The organism is Stenotrophomonas sp. DR822, assembly GCF_019793815.1.
GTDB lineage: Bacteria > Pseudomonadota > Gammaproteobacteria > Xanthomonadales > Xanthomonadaceae > Stenotrophomonas > Stenotrophomonas indicatrix.
Window position 1 is genome coordinate 3646995 of record NZ_CP081826.1, and the last position, 25613, is coordinate 3672607.

Annotated in this window: 18 protein-coding genes; 13 read left to right on the forward strand and 5 right to left on the reverse strand. The window is 64.5% G+C overall.

Features of this window, described 5'->3' with window-relative positions; translation table 11 throughout:
* The first annotated feature begins 114 nt into the window (after positions 1-114).
* The 3 genes from K5K93_RS16650 to K5K93_RS16660 are packed head-to-tail and all read left to right on the forward strand — an operon-like array spanning position 115 to position 6475.
* Positions 115-2163 (forward strand): DUF6531 domain-containing protein, encoded by a 2049-nt coding sequence (locus K5K93_RS16650; protein WP_222388454.1) that lies wholly within the window; start codon positions 115-117, stop codon positions 2161-2163.
* Complete coding sequence (locus tag K5K93_RS16655) at positions 2160-6023, forward strand: RHS repeat-associated core domain-containing protein (RefSeq protein WP_222388455.1); 3864 nt, start codon at positions 2160-2162, stop codon at positions 6021-6023. Before K5K93_RS16650 ends, K5K93_RS16655 begins: the two co-directional genes overlap by 4 nt.
* On the forward strand, positions 6020-6475 hold the full coding sequence (locus K5K93_RS16660; protein WP_222388456.1) for a hypothetical protein: 456 nt from the start codon (positions 6020-6022) through the stop codon (positions 6473-6475). Before K5K93_RS16655 ends, K5K93_RS16660 begins: the two co-directional genes overlap by 4 nt.
* 61 nt (positions 6476-6536) lie before the next feature.
* On the opposite strand, the gene K5K93_RS16665 is transcribed toward K5K93_RS16660, so the two are convergent.
* The 3 genes from K5K93_RS16665 to K5K93_RS16675 all read right to left on the reverse strand — a co-directional run bounded on the left by K5K93_RS16665 (position 6537) and on the right by K5K93_RS16675 (position 9341).
* Positions 6537-7337 (reverse strand): MBL fold metallo-hydrolase, encoded by an 801-nt coding sequence (locus K5K93_RS16665; RefSeq protein WP_222388457.1) that lies wholly within the window; start codon positions 7335-7337, stop codon positions 6537-6539.
* A gap of 10 nt (positions 7338-7347) precedes the next feature.
* Positions 7348-8166, reverse strand: a complete 819-nt coding sequence (locus K5K93_RS16670; protein WP_222388458.1) for a S1/P1 nuclease — start codon at positions 8164-8166, stop codon at positions 7348-7350.
* A gap of 545 nt (positions 8167-8711) precedes the next feature.
* A complete protein-coding gene (locus tag K5K93_RS16675; RefSeq protein WP_093817890.1) occupies positions 8712-9341 on the reverse strand; it encodes an OmpW family outer membrane protein in 630 nt (209 codons plus the stop codon).
* Between the two features lie 193 nt (positions 9342-9534).
* Between K5K93_RS16675 and gap the strand changes: the two genes are divergently transcribed.
* The 8 genes from gap to K5K93_RS16715 all read left to right on the forward strand — a co-directional run bounded on the left by gap (position 9535) and on the right by K5K93_RS16715 (position 21301).
* Positions 9535-10539: a type I glyceraldehyde-3-phosphate dehydrogenase gene (gene gap, locus K5K93_RS16680; protein ID WP_222388459.1), complete on the forward strand. Its 1005-nt coding sequence runs from the start codon at positions 9535-9537 to the stop codon at positions 10537-10539.
* 126 nt (positions 10540-10665) lie between these two features.
* Positions 10666-13350, forward strand: a complete 2685-nt coding sequence (locus tag K5K93_RS16685) for a DUF2339 domain-containing protein (RefSeq protein WP_222388460.1) — start codon at positions 10666-10668, stop codon at positions 13348-13350.
* Positions 13347-14723, forward strand: coding sequence for a DUF3999 domain-containing protein (locus tag K5K93_RS16690; protein WP_222388461.1), 1377 nt, complete (start codon positions 13347-13349; stop codon positions 14721-14723). The genes K5K93_RS16685 and K5K93_RS16690 overlap by 4 nt, the downstream gene beginning before the upstream one ends.
* A gap of 648 nt (positions 14724-15371) precedes the next feature.
* The gene (locus tag K5K93_RS16695; RefSeq protein ID WP_222388462.1) at positions 15372-16547 is read left to right on the forward strand and encodes a phosphoglycerate kinase; all 1176 of its coding nucleotides are present in this window, start codon (positions 15372-15374) and stop codon (positions 16545-16547) included.
* A complete protein-coding gene (locus tag K5K93_RS16700; protein WP_093818781.1) occupies positions 16544-17212 on the forward strand; it encodes an HAD hydrolase-like protein in 669 nt (222 codons plus the stop codon). Before K5K93_RS16695 ends, K5K93_RS16700 begins: the two co-directional genes overlap by 4 nt.
* Before the next feature lie 181 nt (positions 17213-17393).
* On the forward strand, positions 17394-18860 hold the full coding sequence (gene pyk, locus K5K93_RS16705; RefSeq protein ID WP_117311273.1) for a pyruvate kinase: 1467 nt from the start codon (positions 17394-17396) through the stop codon (positions 18858-18860).
* 197 nt (positions 18861-19057) lie between these two features.
* Positions 19058-20062: a class I fructose-bisphosphate aldolase gene (locus tag K5K93_RS16710; RefSeq protein WP_025874258.1), complete on the forward strand. Its 1005-nt coding sequence runs from the start codon at positions 19058-19060 to the stop codon at positions 20060-20062.
* A 135-nt stretch (positions 20063-20197) separates the two neighbouring features.
* On the forward strand, positions 20198-21301 hold the full coding sequence (locus K5K93_RS16715) for an ABC transporter substrate-binding protein (protein WP_222388463.1): 1104 nt from the start codon (positions 20198-20200) through the stop codon (positions 21299-21301).
* 72 nt (positions 21302-21373) lie between these two features.
* Here K5K93_RS16715 and K5K93_RS16720 read toward each other — a convergent pair whose 3' ends face one another.
* Positions 21374-21970, reverse strand: a complete 597-nt coding sequence (locus tag K5K93_RS16720) for an O-acetyl-ADP-ribose deacetylase (protein WP_222388464.1) — start codon at positions 21968-21970, stop codon at positions 21374-21376.
* A gap of 321 nt (positions 21971-22291) precedes the next feature.
* A complete protein-coding gene (cysK, locus tag K5K93_RS16725) occupies positions 22292-23251 on the reverse strand; it encodes a cysteine synthase A (RefSeq protein ID WP_032975199.1) in 960 nt (319 codons plus the stop codon).
* Between the two features lie 207 nt (positions 23252-23458).
* Here cysK and K5K93_RS16730 point away from each other — a divergent pair, with 207 nt between their 5' ends.
* Positions 23459-24442, forward strand: coding sequence for a LysR family transcriptional regulator (locus tag K5K93_RS16730; protein ID WP_025874261.1), 984 nt, complete (start codon positions 23459-23461; stop codon positions 24440-24442).
* 757 nt (positions 24443-25199) lie between these two features.
* The gene (locus K5K93_RS16735) at positions 25200-25544 is read left to right on the forward strand and encodes a DUF2946 domain-containing protein (protein ID WP_222391111.1); all 345 of its coding nucleotides are present in this window, start codon (positions 25200-25202) and stop codon (positions 25542-25544) included.
* Positions 25545-25613 lie beyond the last annotated feature (69 nt).

Sequence of the window (25613 nt, forward strand, 5' to 3'; positions counted from 1 at the left end):
GTCATGGATGGCGCGTGCGCGAATCCATGCGAGGGAATACGTATGGATTCGGCATTCCGCTTGATGTCCTGCCTCCTGCCCACTCGACGCACCCAGGGAGCCGCTACGTGGCGGATGTGTCGCGAACTCTATCCTTTTTCCGCTGCACTGTTGAGCGTCATTGTCTGCTTGGCATCTGCTGAGGCTGACGGGCGCATCATCCAGAATCAGCCGGGAGCGGGTGGTGCCGGCTCGGGCGCAGGACAGGGCATCACCAACCTTCCCCGTGTGGATGCTGTCCCCGACGGTGTAGTGCCTGGGCGACTGGATGGGTTCATGGCGCTCTGGGGCGTTCCTTCAAATCTTTTCCCTAGGCCAAATCAATGGGATGACTTCGTCGAACCCAGTAAGGGAGAGCCGGACCAGTCGGGGAAGGATGCCGCCGACGAGTGCCCCAAGAGTGGCAACCCGGTGGTTCTTCGCACCGGTACGAAGGTGGAAACCGAACTGGATTTCACCGGCGGTGGTGAGATGCCATTGACGCTCGAGCGCACCTTCAACTCGGCTGTGATGGATCGCTTCAACATCTTCGACACGTGGTACAGCAACCTTGATCGGCAGTTGGTCGTCTACACAGACTCGAACGAGGCGCGCATGCGCCGCCCCGACGGTCGCTATCTGGTATTCAAGCGAGGGGGAGACGGTATTTACCGGGAGGATGGTGCTCAGCAGAGTGGGCAATTGAAGTCAGTTGCGGGCGGAAAGTGGATCTACCTGAGCCCCGACCTGACTACGGAGACCTACGAAGGCACCAGAATGGTGGAGATCCGAAACGCCAATGGAGTGCGCTGGACCTTGAGTTACGGTGGTCCTGAAGGTGCCCAGCTGCAGCGTGTCACCCATAGCAATGGCCGCTATATGGAGTTCACGTGGATCCAGAAAAATGCGCAGACTGGCGTTGATCCGCGTGTGATCAAGGTGCGGGACCCGCAGGGAAACACCATTGATTACGGCTACACCCAGGACGTGTACGGGTTCCTGGAGTCGGTTACCTACAACGGCACTCCTGCCACCACGGTCAAGTATCACTACCTGTACAAGGAGTTGGGGCAGACCTACGGACTACCGCTGCTCACGGGGAAGTCGATCAATGGTCGCCGCTACTCAATGTTCACGTACGACGAGAAGAACCGAGCGACTTCGACGGCGCATACGGGGGGCGTCGAGCGGTTTGGTTTCGCGTATGAACCGGGAGCCAATGGAGAGAGCGTTACCGTGGAGACCAACCCGCTGGGAAAGGTCGCCCGCTATCGTTTCAAGGACAGGAGACTGGTCGCCATCGAAGGACTTCCGTCGGCCAATTGTGCCGCAGGGGTTGGCGAGACACATTACGACGACAATGGGAATAAATCGCTCACGTCCGATTTCGAAGGGAACCTGACCCGCTACCAATATGACGCCCATGGGCACCTTCTTCGTCGCGAGGAGGCGAGTGGAACTCCCGTGGCGCGTGTAGCGATCTACGAGTGGGACGAGCAGAGCAATCGGATCTCCTCCGAGACTCTGCAGGGCGTGCTGGAGACCAGTTACGCCTATGACGGCAATAATCGATTGACCTCCAGGTCTGAGAAGAACCTGGTACCCGGCAATGCACAGGGGGAGGTTCAGACAACTACCTTCAGCTATCAGCTGCATCCCAATGGCCTGGTAAGCAGGATGGTCGAGGATGGGCCGGGCCCAGGGGCAGGTGATGCGGTGATATCGACCTATTCGAGCATGGGCGATCTGGTGCGGATCGAGAACAGCCTTGGGCACGCCGTCGTCATGGGCGACTACACGGGCTACGGATATCCCGGCTATTCGATTGACGAGAATGGCGTGCGTACGAATTTCACCTATGACTCACGAGGACGACCTGCCGAGGTGCGGCTTGAACTGGCCGCTGGAACGCGGACTACCCGGTACGAGTACGATGCCTTTGGCAAGCTTGCCTCAGTAACTGGCCCGGATGGTGTCCGCATTTCCAATCTCTACGACGTGGCCGGGCGCCTGCTCTCTACGTCAATGCCGGAGCCAGGCGGGAGTTTTGCGGAGACCCGGTACACGTATAACGCACTGTCACTTCCTGTCAGCGAAACCATACAGCGGGTGTTCGCCGATCCGGGCCGAGGGACTCAGCCATGACCGCGCTTTTCCGCATTGTTCTCGGAGCCCTGCTGTTGATTGTAGCGGTTGGAAGTGCCTCCGCCGAGGGATGGATCAGGCTGGACGGCCCTCCAACCAACAGCTACCAGGCCCCCGCAGTGTTCGAGTTGAAGGTGAATTGGGGAGTCACCACCACAGGTCCCAAGGCGGAGTACATCGATGGGCTGAGGCTGTTGCGCAATGGCATTGTGGTGACCATCCAGGCGGGTGGTGTATATCGCGAGGCAGGTCTCAGCCCGGGGACCTATTACTACGAACTGCGTGCCGATGCGGTGCGCAATCTTCCCGATGGCGATCAGACTCGACGGTCGTTGGTATCGGCGGTCGGTCCAATTACGGTCAATGCACCTCCGGCACCTTTCGACGGCGCCGAGTTCGTCGGTTCGACAATCCCTGGTCCCCTGCAGCATCGCACGCCCTATACGTTCACCGCGACGGTGCGCAACAGCGGAAATACCACTTGGCCGGCAGGCAATGAATATCAGCTGGGAGGAGCGCATGATAGCTACGCCAGCACGTGGTCATTCTCCAATGTTCCTGTGCCGCAGCCGGTCGCTCCAGGGCAGACGGTCACTTTCAATATCAATGTGACCACTCCCCCACCTGGCGAATATGGATTCCAGTTGCAGATGATGCGGAACGGCGTCGGGCGCTTCGGTGCTTCGTCAGGTCTGGCGACACTGTGGGTGAATGGTCCGATCAACAAGGCGCATTTTATTGATCAGAACGTGCCTTCGCAGATGGAAGCAGGGAAGACATACAACGTCTCCCTGCGCATGAACAATGCCGGAAACACTACGTGGAGTCCGGCCGCGGGCTACGCGCTGGGCGCGCTGAACAATAGCACCGTATGGGGCAGTCATCGCCTTGCGTTACCTGGTGACATTGGTCCAGGCGCCACGGCGGTAATCAATGCCCAGCTGCGTGCCCCAACCACGCCAGGCGTGTACAACTTCCAGTGGCAGATGGTGCAAGACGGGGTGGAGTGGTTCGGTGTCTACACCACCAACGTGGCTGTCACAGTGACCGCGCCTCCTTCGGTCGTCACCGGCAACATTGATGGACTCTCAAGTGATGGAACGTCATTGCGTGGCTGGGCTTGCAGCACAAGCCGCAATGATCCCATCGACGTTCATCTGTATGTCCGTGGTGCGGCAGGGCAGGGAGGAGTATTTCTCGCCAGTGCCCGCGCCGATCAGGTCAGTGAACCCGCCGTAGCCACGGCATGCAAGGCGTCCGGCACAAATTACCGCTTCACCATTCCGCTGAACTATGCCCAGCGTCGTGAGCAGGTTGGGCAACCGCTGTATGTCCACGGTATCTCGCCTGTTGGAGGAGCGAACAGCCTGATCGGTTCGTCTGGCACGTATCGCGTCCAGCCGGCACCGGTAGGCAGCATCTCTGCGAGCCCGAGTCCGTGCACGATTCCATGGGGACAGTCGACCTGCTCCACGACGGTCCAGTGGCTCGTCTCCGAAGGCGATGCGCAGCTTTGGGGGGCTGTTGGCAATGGAGCGGGCACTCAGTTGGCGTCTGGGCCGAGCGGCAGTGTCGCTCTGACCAATGTAACTACCGCCGGCATGCGCCTGTGGCTGATGAGTCGGGGTGAGAATATCGCGGAGACGGCCGTGTCGACGGTGGCCGGTGTCCAGCCAGGGGAGGTGCTCTCGCGGATCACCTACAGTTACGACGAGCTCGGCCGGATGATTGCGCGTGTTGAAGGTGATGGAACAATTTACCGTCAACGATTTGATGGCAACGGTAACGTTGTTGAGCGGATCAACGGGAAGGGTGAAAGCGAGGTCTACACTTACGATGCACTCGGGCGGCGCGCGAGCTCGAGGAACGGTGCCGGAGCAATCATTCGCTACCAGTACAATGCGTTGGACAGCATCACCGCACTCACCGATGCCAAGGGCCTGATCACGCATTACGTCCGCGATGGATTCGATCGTCTCTGGCGGCAGGAGAGTCCAGATACTGGGGTAACCACCCTTTCATACACTCCGCCGTCGAGAGTCATGAGTACCACGCGGGCTGATGGAGTGATCGTCAGTGCAATCTATGATGCGCTCGGCCGTGTTCGTTCAATCTCGTCTGGTTCTGATGAACGAATACTGGACTACGATGCATGCCCGAATGGCGTGGGCAGGCTATGCACTGCCACCGTTGCCGGCTCTACATTGAAAATTGGATACGCTCAGGATGGACAGATGGCCTATCGCGAAGAGCAGCCTGCGGTTCCTGGTTTGGCAGTTGCGCGAACGGCTTTCTCCTACGATGCTGCGGGAAGGTTGTCTGAGATGGTTTACCCGGACGGCATGGTTGTAACGTATGGATACAACGGCGCATGGCTCAGATCACTCTCAGCGCGTGGTGCTGGCTGGAACAAGGAGTTCATCGCCGATGCGACTTATGCGGCGAACGGTGGTTTGACTGGATGGATCATGGGTAACGGGGTGGCACATCGACGACATTATGATTCGGCAGGAAGGTTGGATGGGCGTAGGGTGCTTTCCGCGAACCAAACGACTGTGCTTGATGACATCTCCTATACTTATGACGGCGCGGGAAGGATAAGTTCCATCATTGACAACATCGATGGCGCAATGAGCCAGTCAATCGCCTACGATGCAGCCGGGCGAATTGGCACCCTTCAGCGCAACGGCGTTTCCCATTCCATGACCTATGATGGAAACGGAAATTGGTTGAGTCATTCCGACGCGGGATCATTGCGAACTTACCAGTTCGCAGAAACAAGCAATCAACTGGTGGGCTATGTAACCAGCCGTCTAGGGGATGTCGATCGCCACTACATCTACGACTCAGTGGGGAACCGAGTTGGAGAAAGCGCTGCCGGGGATCAGCGAGTCTTCTACTATGATGGATTCAATCGCCTGCAGCGCGTTGAAGTCAATGGCGTGGAGACGCGCTACACAATAAACGGAACAGGGCAGCGTATCGGAAAGTCGCGTTCCGGGGGGGTGGCCACCTATGCTTACGGTGGGCAGAATCAGATTGTTGCGGAGAAGGACGGCACTGGAGCGTGGAAGAACTATATCTGGTTCGGCCAGGTGGTGGTCGGTGTCACGCAGGGAGACCAAGCCTATCAGGTCCATGCTGATCATCTTGGCCGTCCCGCATTGGCAACGGGTGCGTCTGGTCAAGTTGTGTGGCGCGCCTTCAACTATGCCTATGGAAGAACGGTCACCTTGGATCAGATGGGAGGACTCAACCTTGGATTCCCGGGACAGTACTACGATGCCGAAACGGGGTTCTGGTACAACGGCTTCCGTGACTACGACCCTGGCATAGGACGCTATCTCCAGAGTGATCCCATAGGGTTGGGGGGCGGTGTCAACCCCTATACCTATGTTCGCGGGGATCCCATCAATCTGGTTGATCCATTGGGTCTGGCTGATCGCTATGTATTCGACGGAGAGAGTTTGGTTGGTTACAACCGCTATGCGCCTCCGTCGCTCGATTCATCGCTGAAGGGTTCTGGATTGCCGGAGTGGAGGCAGGAGATACGCGTACCTGCCGTCTCCGGGCCTTGGGGCAAGGGAAAGCTGCCTGAAGGAAAGTACGGTGGTCGAAATTTGAGGAACCGTTCCGGTACAAAAGCAATGACCTGTCCAGATGGCAATGGTTGGAGTTTGGATCTGGATGACAAGGACGGGAGGAAGTTATTGCGAATTCATCCGGACGGAAATGTTCCGGGAACCGAAGGTTGTGTAGGTGTTGTATGCGGATACCATAATCAAGTTCATGACTCATTGATGAATGGTCTCCTTAGGAATGGGGGGCAAATCGAACTGGAAGTGGAGTACAAGCCATGATAATGGGTGAGAAATTGCTGCTGTTTGGGCTTGTTGCAACTCTCGCGTGTCCTGCTCTAGCGCAGCCGCGTGATGCGGGTGCCGACCTGGTGGTCATCGGGACTAGATTGATTGCCGAATACAACAGGAAGGACCATCGTTCGGATGAATCGAGCGGTGAGTTCATTGAGGATGTGGTGATTCCTGCTGTCCACAGCGTTGTTGATCGGGGCGCGGGCAAGCTCTCCGGTGCTCAATTGGATGCGTTGGCTGAATTTTTCTGGGTGGCCGACGGTCTGGCGAGTGAGGAGGTGAGCGAGATCGCAGCGGAGGTCTATTCGGTGCAGAAGGCAGGCATATGCCTGTCGCTTGCGAAGCTTGCAAAGGCGAAGCGCGCGATTGTCATCGAGCGTATCGTCAGCGGAGTGAATGCCTCTGGCGCCAAAGCAACACCAGGAACTGTGTGTCGGTAGTCGCGTGTGATCGCTCAGGAGGCAAGCAGAGCTCGCCTCCTGAGCGTCTTGTTGGCATTCCTCACGCCCCGCCCTGGATGTTCGCCTTCACCGCCGGCTGCATCAGCGCCGGTTCGGCCAGCGTCGCGTCACGGGCCTGGCGCACGCTGACGAACTCGGCTTCGGCCACGCCGTCATGCACGTGGATGTTGTGCGCGCGCTGTTCACCAATGGTGGTTTCGTTGGCGAAATCGCGTCCGCCCGGGCCGTAGTCGTGGCAGACGAATACGCGGGTGGCATCGGGCAGGGCCAGCAGGCGCTGGATCGAGCGGTACAGCTGCGCAGCATCGCCGCCGGGGAAATCGCAGCGTGCGGTGCCGCCATCGGGCATGAACAACGAATCGCCGGTGAACAGCGCATCGTCGATCAGATAGGCGATGCTGTCGCTGGTGTGGCCGGGTACGGCGATGATGCGCCCCTGCAGTTCACCCAGTGCGAAGGTCTCGCCATCAGCGAACAGGTGATCGAAGACGGCATGTTCCTCGGGCAGCTGCAGGCCATAGCGCGGTGCAAACGTGGCCTGCACCGCACGGATGCCTTCGCCGATGGCCAGCGTCGCCTGCGGGAACCGTTGCTTCAGTCGACGCCCCGCCGACACGTGGTCGGCATGGGCGTGGGTTTCCAGCAGCCAGCGCACGTGCAGCTGCTGTTGCGCGATGGCATCGAGCATCGCGCGCACCGGCGATTCGCTGCTGGCGTCGGTATCCGGGTCGTAATCCAGTACCGGGTCGATCAGCGCGGCCTGCCTGCTGGCCGGGTCGCTGGCCAGGTAGCTGAAGGTGTTGCTGTCACGGTGGAAGAACGATTGCACCTGGACCGACATCGGGCACTCCTCAGCGTGTGGCGAGCACGCGGTTCAGCAACTGCGCCAGGTTTTCACCGGCCAGTCGCAGCTGCGCTTCGGCCACCGGCCGGTAGCGCGTGGTGTAGTCGTCGCCGATCTTACGCGAGGCAGGGTAAACGCCAGGTTGCACCGAAATGCGGCAGCTGGCTTCAGCCCAGCTGACCGGATCGCGCTGCGGGTTGGACTGACGCGCCAGCTTCGGCGCCGGCAGTGCGCGCAGCACCGGCAGGTAACCGGCATCGTCGACCTTGCGGGTATTGAGCATGCCGCTGTCCCACAGCGAGTGCAGGTTGGTACCGCGGTTGCCGAACTGCAGCTGGAAATCGTTGCCGCCCTTGTCGTGGCCGTAGCCGGCGTGCATCGGCTGGTGGATGTCACCGACCAGATGCACGACGAACTTCAGTGCCTGCAGGCGCTCGCCATCGGTCAGGCTGCGGTCGCCGAGGATCGCGCTCTGCGCCTTCAGCGCTTCGACGATGCAGTTGCCGCTCTTGCAGTGCTTCGGCGCCTCGTAGTGGCAGCCATCTTCGGCGATGTTGACGTAGTGCCAACCGGCGGAGCGACGGCCCAGGCCCGGGTCCTTGGCGCGCAGCTGGTCGGCCCAGGGCGCGATGCTGGCAAGGGTGGCGCCGGGTTCGGTGGCCAGCAGTCGGCCGACTTCAGCGCGCGTGGTCGGGTTGAGGCGGCTGTCGGCGACTTCGGCGACCAGGCGGTGGCCTTGCGCGCCCCAGGCATGGGCGGGGGCGGACAGGGTCAGCAGGGCCGGCGCGAGGGCGGCGGCGAGGAACAGGGAGTGCAGTGCTTTCATCCGCTCATTCTAGCCAGCGGGGAAGGTGGGTGGTTGATGGAAAGCGGCGCGTTCCTGTTCGCTGGGCAGGTGGCTGCAGGGGCAGGCGCTGCGGGACACGCCGCAAGTACGTCCCTGTAGGCTCGGCCGCGGCATCCATGCCGCGGACGGTCCCGCAGCGCCTGCCCCTGCAGCCACCATCCAACATGGCCGCGTTGGCGGATGCAAACGACAAAAGCAGAATCACAGTCAAATGCAGGATCGCATCCGGCCGATGGCAACTGGGGTCATGCGGGTGCCGGCTTCTGCTTGCGCCTGCGAGCGCGCGGAAAATGGAAGGGGTGGGGCAAGTGAATTGCTCAGGACCGTTCGCCGCATGGATGCGGCGATCGAGCCTACATGGACGTATTTACGGCGTGTCCTGAGCAATTCACTTGCCCCGCCCAAACGCAGATCCACGCTCTGCACCAACAAAAAAGCCCCGGCACACACATACCGGGGCAACATGCTGCGAGGGTTTTGCCTGTAGCGGGGGAGCGGGGGCGCAGCCCCCGCCAATCAACCCCTTAGAACTTGAAGACGTAGGACGCGCCGTAGACCAGCGGATCGATGTTGACCGTACCGATCTTTTCGCCATCCAGCTTCACCTTGCTGTCGATGTCGATCCAGCGCATGTCCACGCGCAGGGCGCCCTTCTCGCCAATCGCAAAGTCGATGCCCGCATGTGCGGCCAGGCCCCACGAATCCTGCAGCTTCAGCTTGCTGCCCGCCAGCGCACCGGTGGTGTCTTCGCTGAAGAAGGTCGTGTAGTTCAGGCCGGCGCCCACGAACGGCGACACCTTGCCCTTGCTGTTGAAGTGGTACTGCAGGGTGACCACCGGCGGCAGCTGCTTGGTGCTGCCCACTCGGCCCAGGCCGTTGATGTTGATGTCGTGCTTGAACGGCAGCGCCGCGAGCACTTCGATGCCCAGGTTGTCGGCGATGAAGTACTCACCGGTGATGGTCGGCTTGACGTCGTTGTCGACGTCGACCTTCAGCGTGCCGCCGGCCAGCCAGCCGTTGTTCGACTTCGGGGCGACCTGGTGCACGCCAGCCGAAACGGTCCAGTCGCCCTTGGACTGGGCCATGGCCGGGGCGGCGGCCAGCGACAGGGCGGCGGCCAGGCTGGCCACGATCAGGGGGGAGGTCTTGCGCATGGGGGTGATCTCGTTGCGGGGTGGATGTGGCCAGTCTCGGCCTCACGCCGCGCTAACGCTTTGATCCGGATCAAATCCTGTCCGGCCCCCGTCCCGGCGGCGGGCTTGGCCGGCGGTGGTCAAGGCCGGCCTGCTAGACTTGTGGGCCCTATCCACCCCGCCGCACCTGTCGCGGCTGCAGGAGCTTGAGAACATGGCAATCAAGGTTGGTATCAACGGTTTCGGTCGCATCGGGCGTAACGTCCTGCGCTCGGCGGTGCTGAACTTCGGCGACGACATCGAAATCGTGGCCATCAACGATCTGCTGGAGCCGGATTACCTGGCCTACATGCTCAAGTACGACTCCGTGCACGGCCGTTTCAAGGCCGACGTAGCCGTCGATGGCAAGGATCTGCTGGTCAACGGCAAGAAGATCCGCCTGACCCAGGAACGCGATCCGTCCAACCTGAAGTGGGACGAAGTCGGCGTTGACGTCGTGCTCGAAGCCACCGGCCTGTTCCTGGACAAGGTCAGTGCGCAGAAGCACATCGATGCCGGCGCCAAGAAGGTCATCCTGTCGGCACCGTCGAAGGACGACACGCCGATGTTCGTGTTCGGCGTGAACGACAAGACCTACGCTGGCCAGGCGATCATCTCCAACGCCTCGTGCACCACCAACTGTCTGGCACCGCTGGCCAAGGTCATCAATGACAAGTGGGGCATCAAGCGCGGCCTGATGACCACCGTGCATGCGGCCACCGCCACGCAGAAGACCGTCGATGGCCCGTCCAACAAGGACTGGCGCGGCGGCCGCGGCATCCTGGAGAACATCATTCCGTCCTCCACCGGTGCCGCCAAGGCCGTCGGCGTGGTCATCCCGGAGCTGAACAAGAAGCTGACCGGCATGAGCTTCCGCGTGCCGACCTCGGACGTGTCGGTGGTCGACCTGACGGTCGAGCTGGAAAAGGAAGCCACCTACGCCGAGATCTGCGCCGAAGTGAAGGCACAGAGCGAAGGCGCGCTGAAGGGCATCCTGGGCTACACCGAAGACAAGGTGGTGGCCACCGATTTCCGCGGTGAAACCCACACCTCGGTGTTCGACGCCGACGCCGGCATCGCGCTGGACGGCACCTTCGTCAAGCTTGTGTCGTGGTACGACAACGAGTGGGGCTATTCCAACAAGTGCCTGGAAATGGCCAGGGTCGTCGCAGCCAAGTAAGGCCTGCGAAGATCGTTGCGCGAACCCCGGCCTGGCCGGGGTTCGTCGTTTAAGGGGCCCGGCCTGACGTAGCATGGGCCGTCGACCGCCGCCATCGTGGCGCGGGATCGCATTGGAAGGCGAGGAATGGAAGCACTCTTGGTCCTGGCAGTACTGGTCCTGCTGGCGATACCGCTGCTGCTGGTGGTGGCGCTGGTGATGATTGCCGGCCTGCGCCGGCGGGTCGCCGCGCTGGAGGCCGCACAGAGCGTGCAGGTCGCGCCCACTTCGGCAGAGACACTTGGCCGTGCGCCCTCGGCCGTGGCCGCGCCGCCGCGCGTGCCTTCGACATCGCGCGAGCCCGGCAGCGAGCCCCCGTTCCTGCGGCCCACGGCGGCCACGGCCCCGCCGCCGGTTGCCGCCCGCGAGGAGCTGGCGCCGCCGGCCCAGCCCGCGCGTGCGTCGCCGCCACCGCCGTTGCCACCTGAGCCCGCAGTGCCGCCCTTGCCAGCGGAACCGGCCCTGCCGAACCTGGTCGAGCGCGCGATCGGTGCGGTCAAACACTGGTTCACCCAGGGCAACGTGCCGGTCAAGATCGGCATGTTGGTGCTGTTGGCCGGCGTTGCTGCGCTGCTCAAGTACGTCAGCGACCAGGGCTGGCTGGTGGTGCCGGTCGAGCTGCGGCTGGCGGGCATCACCGTCGGTGCGCTGGGCCTGCTGGCCTTCGGCTGGCAGCAGCGCGAGCGCCGGCGGATGTTCGCGCTGGCCCTGCAGGGGGGCGCCATCGGCGTACTGCTGCTGACCATCTTCGCTGCCTTCAAGCGTTTCGATCTACTCGCGCCCGGCTTCGCCTTTGCCAGCTCGATCGCGCTGGTGGCGGGGCTGTGCGTGCTGGCGGTCGTGCAGAACTCGCGCACATTGGCGGTGCTGGGCATCCTGGCCGGCTTCATGGCGCCGCTGTGGCTGTCCACCGGCAGTGGCAACCACGTCGGGCTGTTCAGCTACTACGCCGTGCTCAACGCGGGCATTTTCGCCATTGCCTGGTATCGCCCGTGGCGTGTGCTGAACCTGCTGGGTTTCGCGTTCACCTTCGGCATCGGCACCTTCTGGGGCGTGCTGCAGTATGACGCGGCCAAGTTCGCCAGTACCGAGCCGTTCCTGCTGCTGTTCTTCGTTTTCTATCTGCTGATTCCGTTGTTGTATGCGCGCCGGCAGCCGGCCGGGCGTCGCGATCTGGTCGACGGCAGCCTGGTGTTCGGCACGCCGCTGATCGCCTTCTCGTTGCAGGCCGGCATGCTGCACGAACAGCCGATGACGCTGGCACTGTGTGCGCTGGGCCTGGCAGCGATCTATGCGCTGCTGGCACGGGCCCTGATCGCGCGTGCACCGTATACGGTGCTGGCGCAGTCGCATGCGGTACTGGCGGTGGGCTTTGCGACGCTGGCGGTGCCGTTGGCATTCTCGGCGCGGGCCACCGGTGCGGTGTTCGCGCTGGAAGGCGCCGGCCTGGCGTGGCTGGGGTTGCGCCAGAAGCGCTGGTTGCCGCAGGTGACCGGTGCGCTGCTGCAGCTCGCCGCCGCGTTCGCATTCGTGGTGGGCGCCGACCATTGGCACCAGGACCAGCGTTTCCTGCTCAACCCGACCGCGATCGGCGCACTGCTGCTGGCCGTGGCGGGTTTCGCGGCGGCGTGGAGCTATCAGCGCAGGCAGCGCCATGACATCGCCCTGGCGTACTACCTGTGGGCCCTGCTGTGGTGGTTGGGCGGTCTGGTGCATGAAATCGGCCGCTTCTTCCAGCATTCGGCGCAGGCCGACGCGGTGTTGGTGCTGGCCGCCGTCACCGCCTGGCTGACCTCGGAGGTGCAACGCCGCATGCCGGCGCGTGCGCTGGGCGTGACCGCGCTGGTGATGCTGGCAGCGGGCTTCCCGTTGGCGCTGCTGCAGAGTGATGCACACCAGCAGCCGTTTGCCGGCTATGGCGCATTGGCATGGGCAGTGTTCGCCGTGCTCGGCGTGCGCAGCCTGCTGTGCCTGCGGCAGGGCAGTGGTGGCGTGGCCCGTATCGCGCAGTTCCTGTGGTGGCTGCTGTGGCCGTCGCTGCTTTCGCTGCTGGCCCTGTGGGGCGGCGGCGACGCGCGCCTGGCGCAGGGCTGGACCGCGTTGCTGGTCACCCTGCCGTGGTTGCTGCTGGCAGCGCTGTCGCTGTGGCGCTGGAACGTGCTGCGCTGGCCGCTGGGTGCTGCGTTTGACCCGGTGCGCCTGCCGCTGCAGTGCGTGATTTTTGCGGTGCTGGCGCTGGCCTGGTTGTTCGGCCTGACCCTGGCGGGCGATGCCACGCCGTTGCCGTGGTTGCCGCTGCTCAATCCTGCCGAACTGGCACAGTGGGTCAGCCTGCTGCTGATCGCGCGCTGGCTGTATGACCCGCAGGGACCGGCGCAGCTGCAGCGGTTGCGTGTGCCGGTGCTGGCCGTGGCCGGTTTCATCGCGTTGACCAGCACCGTGCTGCATGGCGTGCATCATTGGGGCGGTGTCGCCTGGAATCCGACGATGGCCCGCTTCAGCCTGGCCCAGACCAGCCTGACCGTGTTGTGGAGCGTACTGGGCGTGATCGCCTGGGTGTGGGGCTCGCGTCGCGGCCAGCGTGTGCTGTGGATGGTTGGTGCCGTGCTGATGGCCGTGGTGCTGGCCAAGCTGGTGCTGATCGACCGCCAGCATCTGGGCAACCTGCTGGGAATCGCATCGTTCATTGCCTACGGCCTGCTGTGCACCGTCGTGGGCTACCTGGCGCCCGCGCCGCCGAGCGCGCCGCCAACCGTGGAGGAAAACCAATGAGTAAGTGGAGCCGAGCGTTGCTGCCGGTCCTGTTCGGCGTGGCCGGTGCGGTTGCCGCGCAGGCCACCGACTACCGCGCGCAGTACGCCGAACAGTGGCCGCTGAGCCTGTCCAGCGCGCAGTCCGGTGCCTATCGGGTGGTGCTGGAGCCGGCGATCTACCGCCGCGCCGGCGCCGCTGATCTGGGCGATCTGCAGGTGTTCAACGCTGCCGGCCAGGCATTGCCATCGGCGCTGCTGGCGCCGGACCAGCCGTTGGCGCAGCCGCCGGTGCAGCGCGAACTGCCGTGGTTCGCGCTGCCACCACTGGCCGAGGCCCAGCGCAACGACCTGCAGCTGCTGACCGAGCGCGATACCGACGGCCGTGTGCGCCGGGTCGAGGCCAGGCTTGGTGGTGGTGCGGTGGCGAACGGGCAGGGCGGCTGGTTGATCGATGCCAGCGTGCTTGGCCAGCAGCCGCTGGCAGCGCTGGTGCTGGACTGGGCCGAAAGTGGCCAGCCGCTGCAGGCGCAGGTACAGCTTGATGCCAGCGATGATCTGCAGCGCTGGCAGTCGATCGCCCGTGATGTCCCCCTGGTGGACCTGCAGCGTGCGGGCAAGCGTCTGCTGCAGCGACGCCTGCAGGTCGACAGCAATGTGCGCTACCTGCGGATCCTGCCGCAGGGCGAGGCGCGACTGCCGGAGCTGCGCAGTGTATTGGCCGAACTGCCGCCGGCGCCGGCAACGGTGCCCTGGGAGTGGCTGTCGCTGACACCGACCGCGCAGGGCAAGGGGGAATTCACCTTTGAACTGGATGGTCGATTCCCGGTGACCCGGGCCGACGTGGCCAGCACCGACAACAGCCTGGTGCAGTGGACCCTGTTCAGCCGCGACGACGAAAGCGCCGAATGGCAGCGCCGCAGCGCGCCCTGGATCGCCTATCAGCTGCAGCAGGGGGCGCCGGGCCAGCGCCAGCAATCGGCGGCACAGCCGTTGGGCGGCATGTACCGCGACCGCTACTGGAAGCTGGTCGCGAGCCCGGTGGAGACCACCAGCGCCCCGACCCTGCGCTTGGGCTATCAACCGGAAGTGATGGTGTTCCTCAGCCAGGGCGCAGCACCCTACGCGCTGGCCGTGGGCAGCAGCACCGCGCGCCGCGCGGAGGCGCCGATCGCGGTGCTGATCGAGGAACTGCGGCAGCGCAATGATCCGTCGTGGCAGCCGACGCTGGCACGCTTGGAGGGCAGTCCGGAGACGCTCGCCGGTGACGCAGCGCTGAAGCCGCAGCACGACTGGAAGGCGTGGTTGCTGTGGGCGTTGCTGGGGCTGGGCGTGCTGGTTGTGGGTGGACTGGCGTTGAGCCTGCTGAAGCAGAAGCCGTCGCCTTCGGCGTAGTTTGCGGCGAACGGCGCAGCCCCTCGTGGGTGGGCAGTCGTTGAGAGCAGAAGCCGTGGTCTGGCCGGGCGGGTGGACTGTGCAGGGGACGCCGCAAGTACGTCCTTGTAGGCTTGGCAGCCGCATCCATGCGGCTGACACCCCTGCCCAGCCCACCCGCCCGGCCTCTGACAGTTTCCGTGTGCGTCCACCCACGGAAGAGAAAAAAAGAAGAGCAGGAGCCAAAGCGGGTCGCTTCGCTCCACGGCCATCGGGGTCGGAGCCGTTTTCCGCAGGAAAAACGGATCCGCCCCCTTCTTTTCTTTCTTCATCCGACACCAGAAACCGCTTTTGCTTCCGCCGTCCGCTCCGCCTCATGAACGTGTCGGGGCCGGGGCGGTATGGGTTGGCAGGGGTGTCCGCGGCATGGATGCCGCGGCCAAGCCCCCAAGGATGGGTTTACGGCGTCCCCTGCCAACCCATACCACCCCGGCCCACCCACAGCACCACGAAGCGCCAGCGCTCTGGCCGTTGCCGTTGCCGTTGCTGTTGCTGTTGCTGTTGCTGTTGCACCTGCTGTTGGCCTCTGCCTGCCGCAGGCATCGGCACCCGATACAATGACCGTCTGCCGCACGCCGGCATCCCATCTCCAGAGCCAAAGAGTTGCCCATGTCCATCGTCCGCATGACCGACCTCGACCTCTCCGGCAAGCGCGTGCTGATCCGCCAGGATCTGAACGTGCCGATCGAGAATGGCCGCATCACCTCCGAACAGCGCATCACCGCTTCCCTGCCGACGCTCAAGCGCGCGCTGGAGCAGGGCGCGGCGGTGATGGTCACCTCGCACTTGGGCCGCCCCAAGGAAGGCGTGTGGAGCGAAGCCGATTCGCTGGCGCCGGTGGCCCAGCGCCTGTCGGTGCTGCTGGGTCGCGAAGTGCCGCTGGTGCGTGACTGGGTCGACGGCGTCGACGTGCAGCCGGGCCAGCTGGTGCTGCTGGAAAACTGCCGCATGAACGTTGGCGAGGGCAAGGACGATGAAGCCCTGTCGAAGAAGTACGCCGCCCTCTGCGATGTGTTCGTGATGGATGCGTTCGGTACCGCGCACCGCGCGCAGGCGTCCACCCATGGCGTGATCCGTTTCGCTCCGGTCGCTGCCGGTGGCCCGCTGCTGATGGCCGAGCTGGATGCGCTGGCTAAGGCTCTGGATGCACCGGCCAAGCCGCTGCTGGCCATCGTCGCCGGCAGCAAGGTCAGCACCAAGCTGGAGCTGCTGGCCAACCTGGTCGGCAAGGTCGACCAGCTGATCGTTGGTGGCGGCATCGCCAACACCTTCATCGCGGCGGCCGGCTACAAGGTCGGCAAGTCGCTGTACGAGCCGGACCTGCTGGATACCGCCCGGAAGATCGTGGCCGACGCCAAGGCGCGGGGTGCGGACATCCCGCTGCCGGTGGACGTGGTCACCGCCAAGCAGTTCCTGCCCGACGCGGCTGCCGAAGTGAAGGCCGTCGATGCGGTGGCCGAAGATGACCTGATCCTGGACATCGGCCCGAAGACCGCCGCGCAGTACGCACAGCTGATCCAGAAGGCCGGCACCGTGGTCTGGAACGGCCCGGTCGGCGTGTTCGAGTTCGAAGCCTTCAGCAAGGGCACCGAAGCGCTGGCCCGCGCCATCGCCAGCTCGCCGGCGTTCTCCATCGCCGGTGGTGGCGATACCCTGGCGGCGGTCGACAAGTTCGATATCGCCCAGCAGGTCAGCTACATCTCCACCGGTGGCGGCGCCTTCCTGGAATTCCTGGAAGGCAAGACGCTGCCGGCGGTGGCTGCCCTGGCCGCGCGCGGCGCATGAGCGTCGATCCGCGGGTGGACGGAGAAGAGCGTGCAACGCTCTTCTTCGACATGGACGGCACGCTGATCGATTCGGAAGTGGGCATCACCACCTGCATCGCCTATGCGCTGCAGAAGATGGACCACCCGGTGCCTTCGCAGGAAACGCTGCTGGGCTGGATAGGTCCGTCGCTGCGCACCACGTTCGCGCCGTTGTTCGGTGAGCCCGAGCGGGTGGAGCAGGCCGTGGCCTTCTATCGCGAGCGTTTCGACGTGGAAGGTTGGCGCGAGCATACGATCTACCCGGACATCGAAGCGGTGGTACGCGCGCTGCACGCACGCGGCCATCGCCTTGCGGTGGTCACCGCCAAGAACGAGCCGCATGCCCGCCGCATCGTCGAGCATCTGCCGTTCGGTGGCCTGTTCGAGGACGTGATCGGTTCAACCCCGGATGGCTCGCGCAGCAGCAAGCCGCAGCTGGTGGGCGAGGCGCTGCATCGCCTGCAGCTGGCGCCGGAACGCTGCTGGATGATCGGCGACCGCCGCATGGACATCGAGGGCGCCCGTCACCACGGGCTGCGCAGTGTGGGCGTGCTGTGGGGCTTTGGTGGCGAGCAGGAGCTGACCGAGGCCGGTGCCGGGCAGCTGGCCCGTGATCCGGCGCAGCTGCTGGCCTTGCTCGCCTGAGTTGGACGATGCCGCGCGCCGGGCCTTGCCCGGCGGCGTTTCCGCTGCCATCGACCAGCGTATGTCCGGAACATGTCCATGCGATGTCCCGCAGAGTCAGACAGCACAAGGCTGTAACCGTATACATGGGACGTGAAGGATGTGCTAATTTCCGTCCTTTAACGGGAGAGGCCCATCCATCATGTTCGAGCGTCAGCGTCGCACCAAGATCCTTGCCACCCTCGGTCCGGCTACCGATCCGCCGGGCGTGCTGGAGGATCTGTTCCGCGCCGGCGTCAACGTGGTGCGCCTCAACTTCAGCCACGGTGACCCGTCCGGCCAGGCCAAGCGTGCCGCCGATGTGCGCGCCGCCGCGCAGCGTGTGGGTGTGGAAGTGGGCATCCTGGCAGACTTGCCTGGCCCGAAGATCCGCATCGAGCGCTTCGCCGAGGGCAAGGTGCAGCTCAAGGCCGGTGACCGCTTCGACCTGATCGCCAGCACCGATGCCGGCCCCGGCGATGCCACCCAGGTGGGCGTGAGCTACCTCGGCCTGCCGCAGGACGTGACCGCCGGTGACGTGCTGCTGCTCGACGACGGCCTGATGCAGCTGCAGGTGGTGGAAGTGCAGGGCGAGCGCATCATCAACACCGTGCTCAACGACGGTCCGTTGTCCGATCGCAAGGGCCTGAACAAGCAGGGCGGTGGCCTGTCGCTGGGCGCGCTCACCGAGCGCGACAAGGAACTGATCGGCATCGTCGCCAAGATCGGCGTGGATTTCATCGCCGTATCGTTCTGCCGCAATGCGCAGGACATGAACGATGCGCGCGAGATCGCCGAATCGCATGGCTGCTACGCCGCGCTGGTGTCCAAGATCGAGCGCACCGAGGCCATCGAGAACCTGGAAGAAATCGTCGACGCCAGTGACGTGGTGATGGTGGCGCGTGGCGACCTGGGCGTGGAAATCGGCGATGCCGAACTGCCGGGCCTGCAGAAGAAGATCATCAAGGCCTCGCTGGCGCAGAACAAGGTGGTGATCACCGCCACCCAGATGCTGCAGTCGATGGTCGAAAGCCCGATCCCGACCCGTGCCGAAGTGCTGGACGTGGCCAACTCGGTCATCGACGGTACCGATGCGGTGATGCTGTCGGCCGAAACCGCCGCCGGTGCGTATCCGGTCAAGGCGGTCGAAGCGATGGCGCGCATCTGCCTGGGCGCCGAGCGCCAGTTCCAGACCGAGACCGACTTCGGCGCTTCGCCGCGCAACCTGGAACGTGCCGACCAGGCCATTGCCATGGCCACCATGTTCCTGTCCCAGCACGTGGGCGTGCGCGCGATCGTGGCGATGACCGAATCCGGTGGCACCGCGCGCTACCTGTCGCGTTTCCGTGCCTCGGCACCGGTGTTCGCGGTCACCCGCCACGACGGCGCCCGCCGGCAGATGGCGCTGATGCGCGATGTGTTCCCGATCAACTTCGACAGCCGGGGCTTCACCCCGCGCGAAGCCGCACGCGGCAGCATCCGCCTGCTGGTGGAGGGCGGCATGCTGCAGGCCGGCGACCGTGTGGTGTTCACCAGCGGTGAGCACATGGAAACCCACGGCGCGACCAATACCCTGCGCCTGCTGGAAGTGGGCGAAGACGGCCGCGCCAGCGGTCTGGGCGACCTGTAAGAGGTGGCCACATCGGGTCGGAGCCGCGGCGCGGATCCGACCCGGGGTCAGATCCCCGAAAGGGGCTCTGACCCGATCCAGCAGGACATTTCCTGTCCCGCACAGACAGTGGAACCGGTTCCATCCGAGCCTCCACGTCGGGGCAACGGATAGCGGGGCTATACTTACGTTTTTCCCGCACCCGCCACAGGAAGTACATGAGCATCGAACAGCTGGCTGAAACCGCCCAGGCCATGGTTGCCCCGGGCAAGGGCATCATCGCGATCGACGAATCCACCGGTACCATCGCCAAGCGCTTTGCCAGCGTCGGCATCGAGAATACCGAAGAGAACCGTCGCGCCTACCGCGAACTGCTGCTGACCACGCCGAAGCTCAACGAGCACATTTCCGGCGCCATCCTGTACGACGAGACCATCCGCCAGTCGACCAAGGACGGCGTGCCGTTCGCCAAGTACATGTCCGACCACGGCATGATCCCGGGCATCAAGGTGGACAAGGGTGCGCACCCGCTGGCCGGCTGCCCGGGCGAGCTGGTCACCGAGGGCCTGGACGGCCTGCGTGAGCGCCTGCAGGAGTACTACAAGCTGGGCGCGCGCTTCGCCAAGTGGCGTGCGGTCATCAATATCGGCGAGAGCATTCCGTCGGGCACCTGCATTGAATCCAACGCGCATGCGCTGGCCCGCTACGCCGCGCTGTGCCAGGAATGCGGCCTGGTGCCGATGGTCGAGCCGGAAGTGATCATGGACGGCGAGCACGACATCGAGACCTGCTACGAAGTCACCGAAGCCACCCTGCGTTCGCTGTTCGACGCGCTGTACCAGCAGAACGTGCTGCTGGAAGGCACCATCCTGAAGGCGTCGATGGTCATCTCCGGCAAGGGCTGCGACGAGCAGGCCGATGTCGAGGAAGTGGCAGAGTCGACCGTGATGTGCCTGAAGAGCACCGTGCCGGCGATCCTGCCGGGCGTGGTGTTCCTGTCCGGCGGCCAGAGCGATGAGCAGTCCACCGCCCACCTCAACGCCATGAACCAGATGGGCAACCTGCCGTGGCCGCTGAGCTTCTCCTACGGCCGCGCCATGCAGCAGGCGGCGCTGAAGCTGTGGGCCAAGGACATGAAGGGCAACTACGCCGCCGCGCAGAAGACCGTCTACGAGCGTGCCAAGGAAAACGGCCAGGCCGCGCTGGGCAAGTGGAACGGCTGATCCGCCGTTGCGCAGCATGAACTGAACAGGGCAGCGCCGGCATCATGCCGGCGTTTGCTTTTGCCGGTATCGTTGCCGCCTCCCGCACGCCAGGCCAGTGCGGGGGGCATACATGGAAGGCCAAGGAGAAGGAACATGCGTATCACCGCAATCACGCTGGCCGTGGCCACCGTGCTGGCTGTCGGCGGCTGCAACCGGATGGGGGGCAGCACGGACATGGGCAAGGCCCCCTCGCTGGAGTTCGACAAGCCGGTCTCCGGCGAAATCACCTCGCGCAGCGGCGTCAATTTCAACGATGGCAGCCACCATCAGCTGTACCAGCTGAAGCTGGAAGACAAGCAACTGGCCGGCATCACGTTGACTGGTGCGCTGCGCGGCTCGATCGCCGTGTTCAACAATGGCGTGCTGGTGGCCAGCAGCAACTCGGACTACGAGCGCGGCAACGACGTCTCGCTGGCGTTCCGTGCCAACGGCGCCGGCAGCTACCAGGTGGCCATCAATGCCGACGGCCCCTCCGCCTTTGGTCCGTACCGCCTGCGCGCCGAGAAACTGGTGCCGTATGACGGCAAGCCGATGGTGGCCGAAGGTGAGATCGCCGACCTGCTGGTCTCCAGGTCGCAGGATTACACCCTGCAGGTGGACAAGGCGGGCATGTACGAAATCCGCCTGGAATCGAAGGCGTTCGATACGGTGCTGAAGCTGGATGGCAACGGCGTCCAGTCGGAGAACGACGATGGCGGTGATGACACCAATTCGCGCATTGGCATGCCGCTGGAACCGGGCAAGTACACCCTGCGCGTGCGCAGCCTGGATGAAGCCAGTACCGGCGCTTTCAAACTGACGGCCAAGCGCACCGAGCTGCCGGCCAACATGGTCATGCGTGATGGCACCACCCTGCCGAACACCGGCAGTGTGTTTGCCATGCTCGATGGCGAAGGCCGCCGCCGCTTCCTGCTGAGCCTGCCGCGTGCGGCCGATGTGCGCCTGGACGCGATTTCCAGCCAGGTGGATACGGTACTGCGCGTGGTCGGCGGCGACGTGGAGCTGGTCAATGACGATGGTGGCAACGGCACCAACGCACGCGTGGAAGAATCGCTGCCGGCCGGCCACTACACCGTGGACGTGTCCAGCCTCAGCGATCAAGCGGGCATGGTGGAAGTGCGCGTGCAGATCGACGGCGCCGCTTCGGCCGCGGCTGCTGCGGCGACCGCCGATGCCGCCGCTGAAGCGACGGACTGACGCCGCCACGAGGATGCAAACGAAAAGGCCGGGCATTGCCCGGCCTTTTTTCCTTCTACACCCGGCGTTGTTTCAATGCGCCGGCACGAATCCGGTATCGCCCAAGGGCGACAGCAGCGAACCGGGCCCGCTGTCGGCGACCTGGCCTGCGGCCGACAGTGCCTGCTGGTAGGCCTTGGCAGTCGCTGTGTTGAACGCCACCAGCACGATCCGCATCGGCTGGGCGTGGCTGCGCTGCCAGGCGAGTGTTTCGGTGACCGCGATCTGTGCGGCCTGGTACAGCGGATAGCCATACACACCGCAGCTGATGGCCGGGAACGCGATCGACTGCAGGTTCAGTGATTCGGCCAGCTGCAGCGACTTCCAGTAGCAGTTCGCCAGCAGTGCCGGTTCGTCGCGCTGGCCGTCGTGCCAGACCGGACCGACCGTATGCAGTACGTGCCGTGCCGGAAGCGCATAGGCATCGGTTGCGCGCACTTCACCGGTCGGGCAGCGCACACCGGGGCGCAGCTCCGGCAGACGCTCGCACTCAGCCAGCAGGCCAGGACCCGCCGCACGATGGATGGCACCGTCGACACCGCCCCCGCCGAGCAGTGATTCATTGGCCGCGTTGACGATCGCATCCACCGCCAGGGCCGTAATGTCGCCCTGCCACACTTCGATCTTCATGCGTCCGTCTCCTGCCTGTAATTGTTGCGCGCCGTGCCCATGCTGGCTGTACCCGCATCTTGCGGGACAGGGCATCGATGCTGCGTCATGACCGTCTCACGCACTGCGATCCGCCCGGTTCATGCACGATGGCCGGCATCGCCTTCACGCAGGCTGAAGCGAGCGCCGCACGCGGGCGAAACGAAAGTTTTCGGGGTGAATCTCTTATGATTTTTGGGGAAAGCTGTCCGCTTCCGTCGGCAATACCCAGACAGCAGCGCCCCAATGCAAACGCCCACCGCGAGGGTGGGCGTCATCCTGCTGTCATCGACAACGCGGCGATCAGGGCAGACCGGCCAACCAGTCGTCGTCCGAACCTTCATTGACGTCGGCGAACAGCGGCGTGGAGAAGTAGCGTTCACCGGTGTCCGGCAACATCGCCAGGATCACCGCGCCCGGTTCGGCGCGATCTGCCACGTCCAGTGCGCTGGCGACCGTGGCGCCGGCAGAGATGCCGACGAAGATGCCTTCCTCCGCCGCCAGACGGCGGGCGGTGGCGATCGCGCGGTCATCTTCCACCGTCACCAGCTCATCCACCACATTGCGGTTGAGCACGTCGGGCACGAAGTCCGGGGTCCAGCCCTGGATCTTGTGCGGCTTCCAGTCATCGCCCTTCAGCAAGGCGGCGCCGGCCGGCTCGGTGGCGATGATGCGGGTATCCGGGCGGGCGACCTTCAGTACTTCGCCGACGCCGGTCAAAGTGCCGCCGGTTCCCCAGCCACTCACGAAGTAGTCCAGCCGCTTGCCGGCGAAATCACGCAGGATCTCCGCGGCGGTGGTGTTGCGGTGGTAGGCCGGGTTGGCCGGGTTGGCGAACTGGCTGGCCAGGAACCAGCCGTGTTCCTCTGCCAGCTCGCGCGCCCTGCGCACCATGCCGCTGCCGCGTTCGGCGGCCGGGGTCAGGATGACCTTCGCGCCGTAGGCCCGCATCAGCTTGCGGCGTTCCACCGAGAAGGTCTCGACCATGGTCGCCACGAACTTGTAGCCGCGTGCGGCCGCCACCATCGCCAGGGCGACGCCGGTGTTGCCGGAGGTAGCTTCGACGATGGTGTCGCCCGGCTTCAGCAGGCCACGCTGTTCGGCATCAAGGATGATCGCCAGCGCCAGGCGATCCTTCACTGAGCCCCCCGGATTGAAGGACTCGACCTTGGCATACAGGGTCACGCCCTGCGGCGCCAGTCGCTGCAGCTTGACGATGGGGGTGTTGCCGATGGTGTCGAGGATGGAGTCGTACAGGGCCATGGGAGCGCTCCAGGAACAGGCCGCGCCGGGTCGGCGGGCGGAAAGGAAGTGGGCTGGCTGTTCAGGCCAGCGGCTGCCGGCTGACCGTAGCGCCGGCATATGACGCCCGGAAATGACCAGATACCTTTCTTAAACAACCTTTGGTTATAAGCTGGTGACGGCAATTGACCCTAGAGTGGACCTCCGCCCCCACATCGCCCGCCTGCCATGACGCTGACCCAGCTGCGCTATCTGGTTGCCATCGCCGACGCCGAGCTGAACATCACGCTCGCCGCCTCGCGCGTGCATGCCACCCAGCCTGGGCTGTCCAAGCAGCTCAAGCAGCTGGAGGACGAACTGGGCTTCCTGCTGTTCGTACGCAAGGGGCGCAGCCTGGAGTCGGTCACCCCGGCCGGCACCGAAGTGATCAGCCGCGCCCGCGCGGTGCTGTCCGAGGCCAACAACATCCGCACCTACGCGGCCAACCAGCGTCGCGAGAGCCAGGGCCAGCTGATTCTGACCACCACCCACACCCAGGCGCGTTTCGTGCTGCCGCCGGCGGTGGCGCGCATCAAGCAGGCCTATCCGCAGGTCAGCGTGCACCTGCAGCAGGCCGGTGAGGCCGATGCGCTGGACCGGCTGAACCAGGGCGATGCCGATATCGCGATCATCAGTACCGCCGGCAGTGAACCCAGCGACGGCATCGCCGTACCGCTGTTCCGCTGGCGGCGGCTGGTGGTGGTACCCAAGGGCCATCCGCTGGACCGCGCCGGGCGCGCACCGGACCTGGCTGCATTGTCACGACAGCCGTTGATCAGCTACGAATCCTCGACCCGGCCCAACTCCTCGTTGCAGCGCGCCTTTGCCGCGCAGAGCCTGGTACCCGATCTGGCGCTGACGGCGCTGGATGCGGACCTGATCAAGACCTATGTGCGTACCGGTCTGGGGGTAGGTCTGCTGGCCGAGATGGCGATCAGCGCCAACGATGAGGACCTGCGGGTCTGGCCGGCGCCGGCGCCGATCACCGAGTGCGTGGCCTGGGCGGTGCTGCCGCGCGACCGGGTGCTGCGCGACTACGCGCTGGAGCTGGTGCATGTGCTGGCCCCGCAGATTGATCCGCGCGACCTGCGGCGGGTGCTGGATGGCAACCAGGCCGCGTCCTGGCCGGTGCCGCCGACCTGGGAATCGCTGACCCAGACCATCACGGTGTGAGGTTGGTCGAGCAGGGCTGCGCCCTGCACCTGCCGCGGCATTCAAGCAACAGCAACGGCAACAGCAACAGCAACGGCAACAGCGTGCATTCCGTGGGATGGCGGGGCGGTGTGGGTAGGCAGGACACGCCGTAAACCCATCCATGGGGGCTCGATGGCGCCATCCATGGCGCCAACGGTCCTGCCTACCCACACCGCCCCGCCTCTGACAGATTCCGGCGGCCTTTGGTAGGTGTCGACCTTGGTCGACACGGTAAATCCACGCGATGCGTGGATGAATCTCCATCGAAATCGAATGTTTCGACAATTGATCGAAGAGCATCCACGCATGGCGTGGATCTACCGCAGATCGCGGAAAACTGTCGAAGGCGGGGTGGGTCCGGTTGCGGGGGCGTGAGCCGCATGGGCCCGAGGCGTGCCTCGGGCGGGTTGGGCAGGACGCCCAACCCCGGCCTTGCCGTGTGCGCAGGACTGCGCACACGAGCAAGCGGCGACCGAGCTTACATGGACGTACTTGCAGCGGCCCCCGCAACCGGACCCACCCCGCCTACCCACAGGAAGCCAGCTTTTGATGTCGCTTCGGCTCTTGCCGTGGACGTGGCCTCTGCGGGTGCAGGGCGCAGCCCTGCCGATAACCCCCCCCCTGCGACGGTTCGTCGCACGGTGCCTTCTGGAGGCACCTCTACACTAGCGCGGTGATCCGTACCGACTGCCTGCGTCGAACCCTGCTCCAGCTCGCCTTCATCGCGACGCTGTTGATGGTGCTTGCGCCGCTGGTCAGCCGTGCGCTGCAGACGCAGCCAATGGACCACGCAGGCATGGGCCATGACATGCACGACATGGCCATGGCCGGTCACGCGCACCACGATGCAGATCCCGCTGCCCCCAGCCCGACCGCCGATCCGCACGCCATGCATGGCGAAGCCTGCGAGTACTGCGTGCTGGCCATGCGCCTGCTGCCGTGGCTGGCCGTGCTGGTGCTGCTGCTGCCCTTGTTGTGGCGGCCGAAGCCGACGTTCCCATGGTCGCAGCCGCGATTGCCGCTGCTGCATTGGCCGGCACATGCCGCGCGTGGACCGCCGCTGATTTCCACCGTCCGCTGATTTCCCTATCGAATCCGCCGCACGAGGCCTGCAAGGGCGTCGTGCGCGCGTGCGTACCTTGGAGCTGTT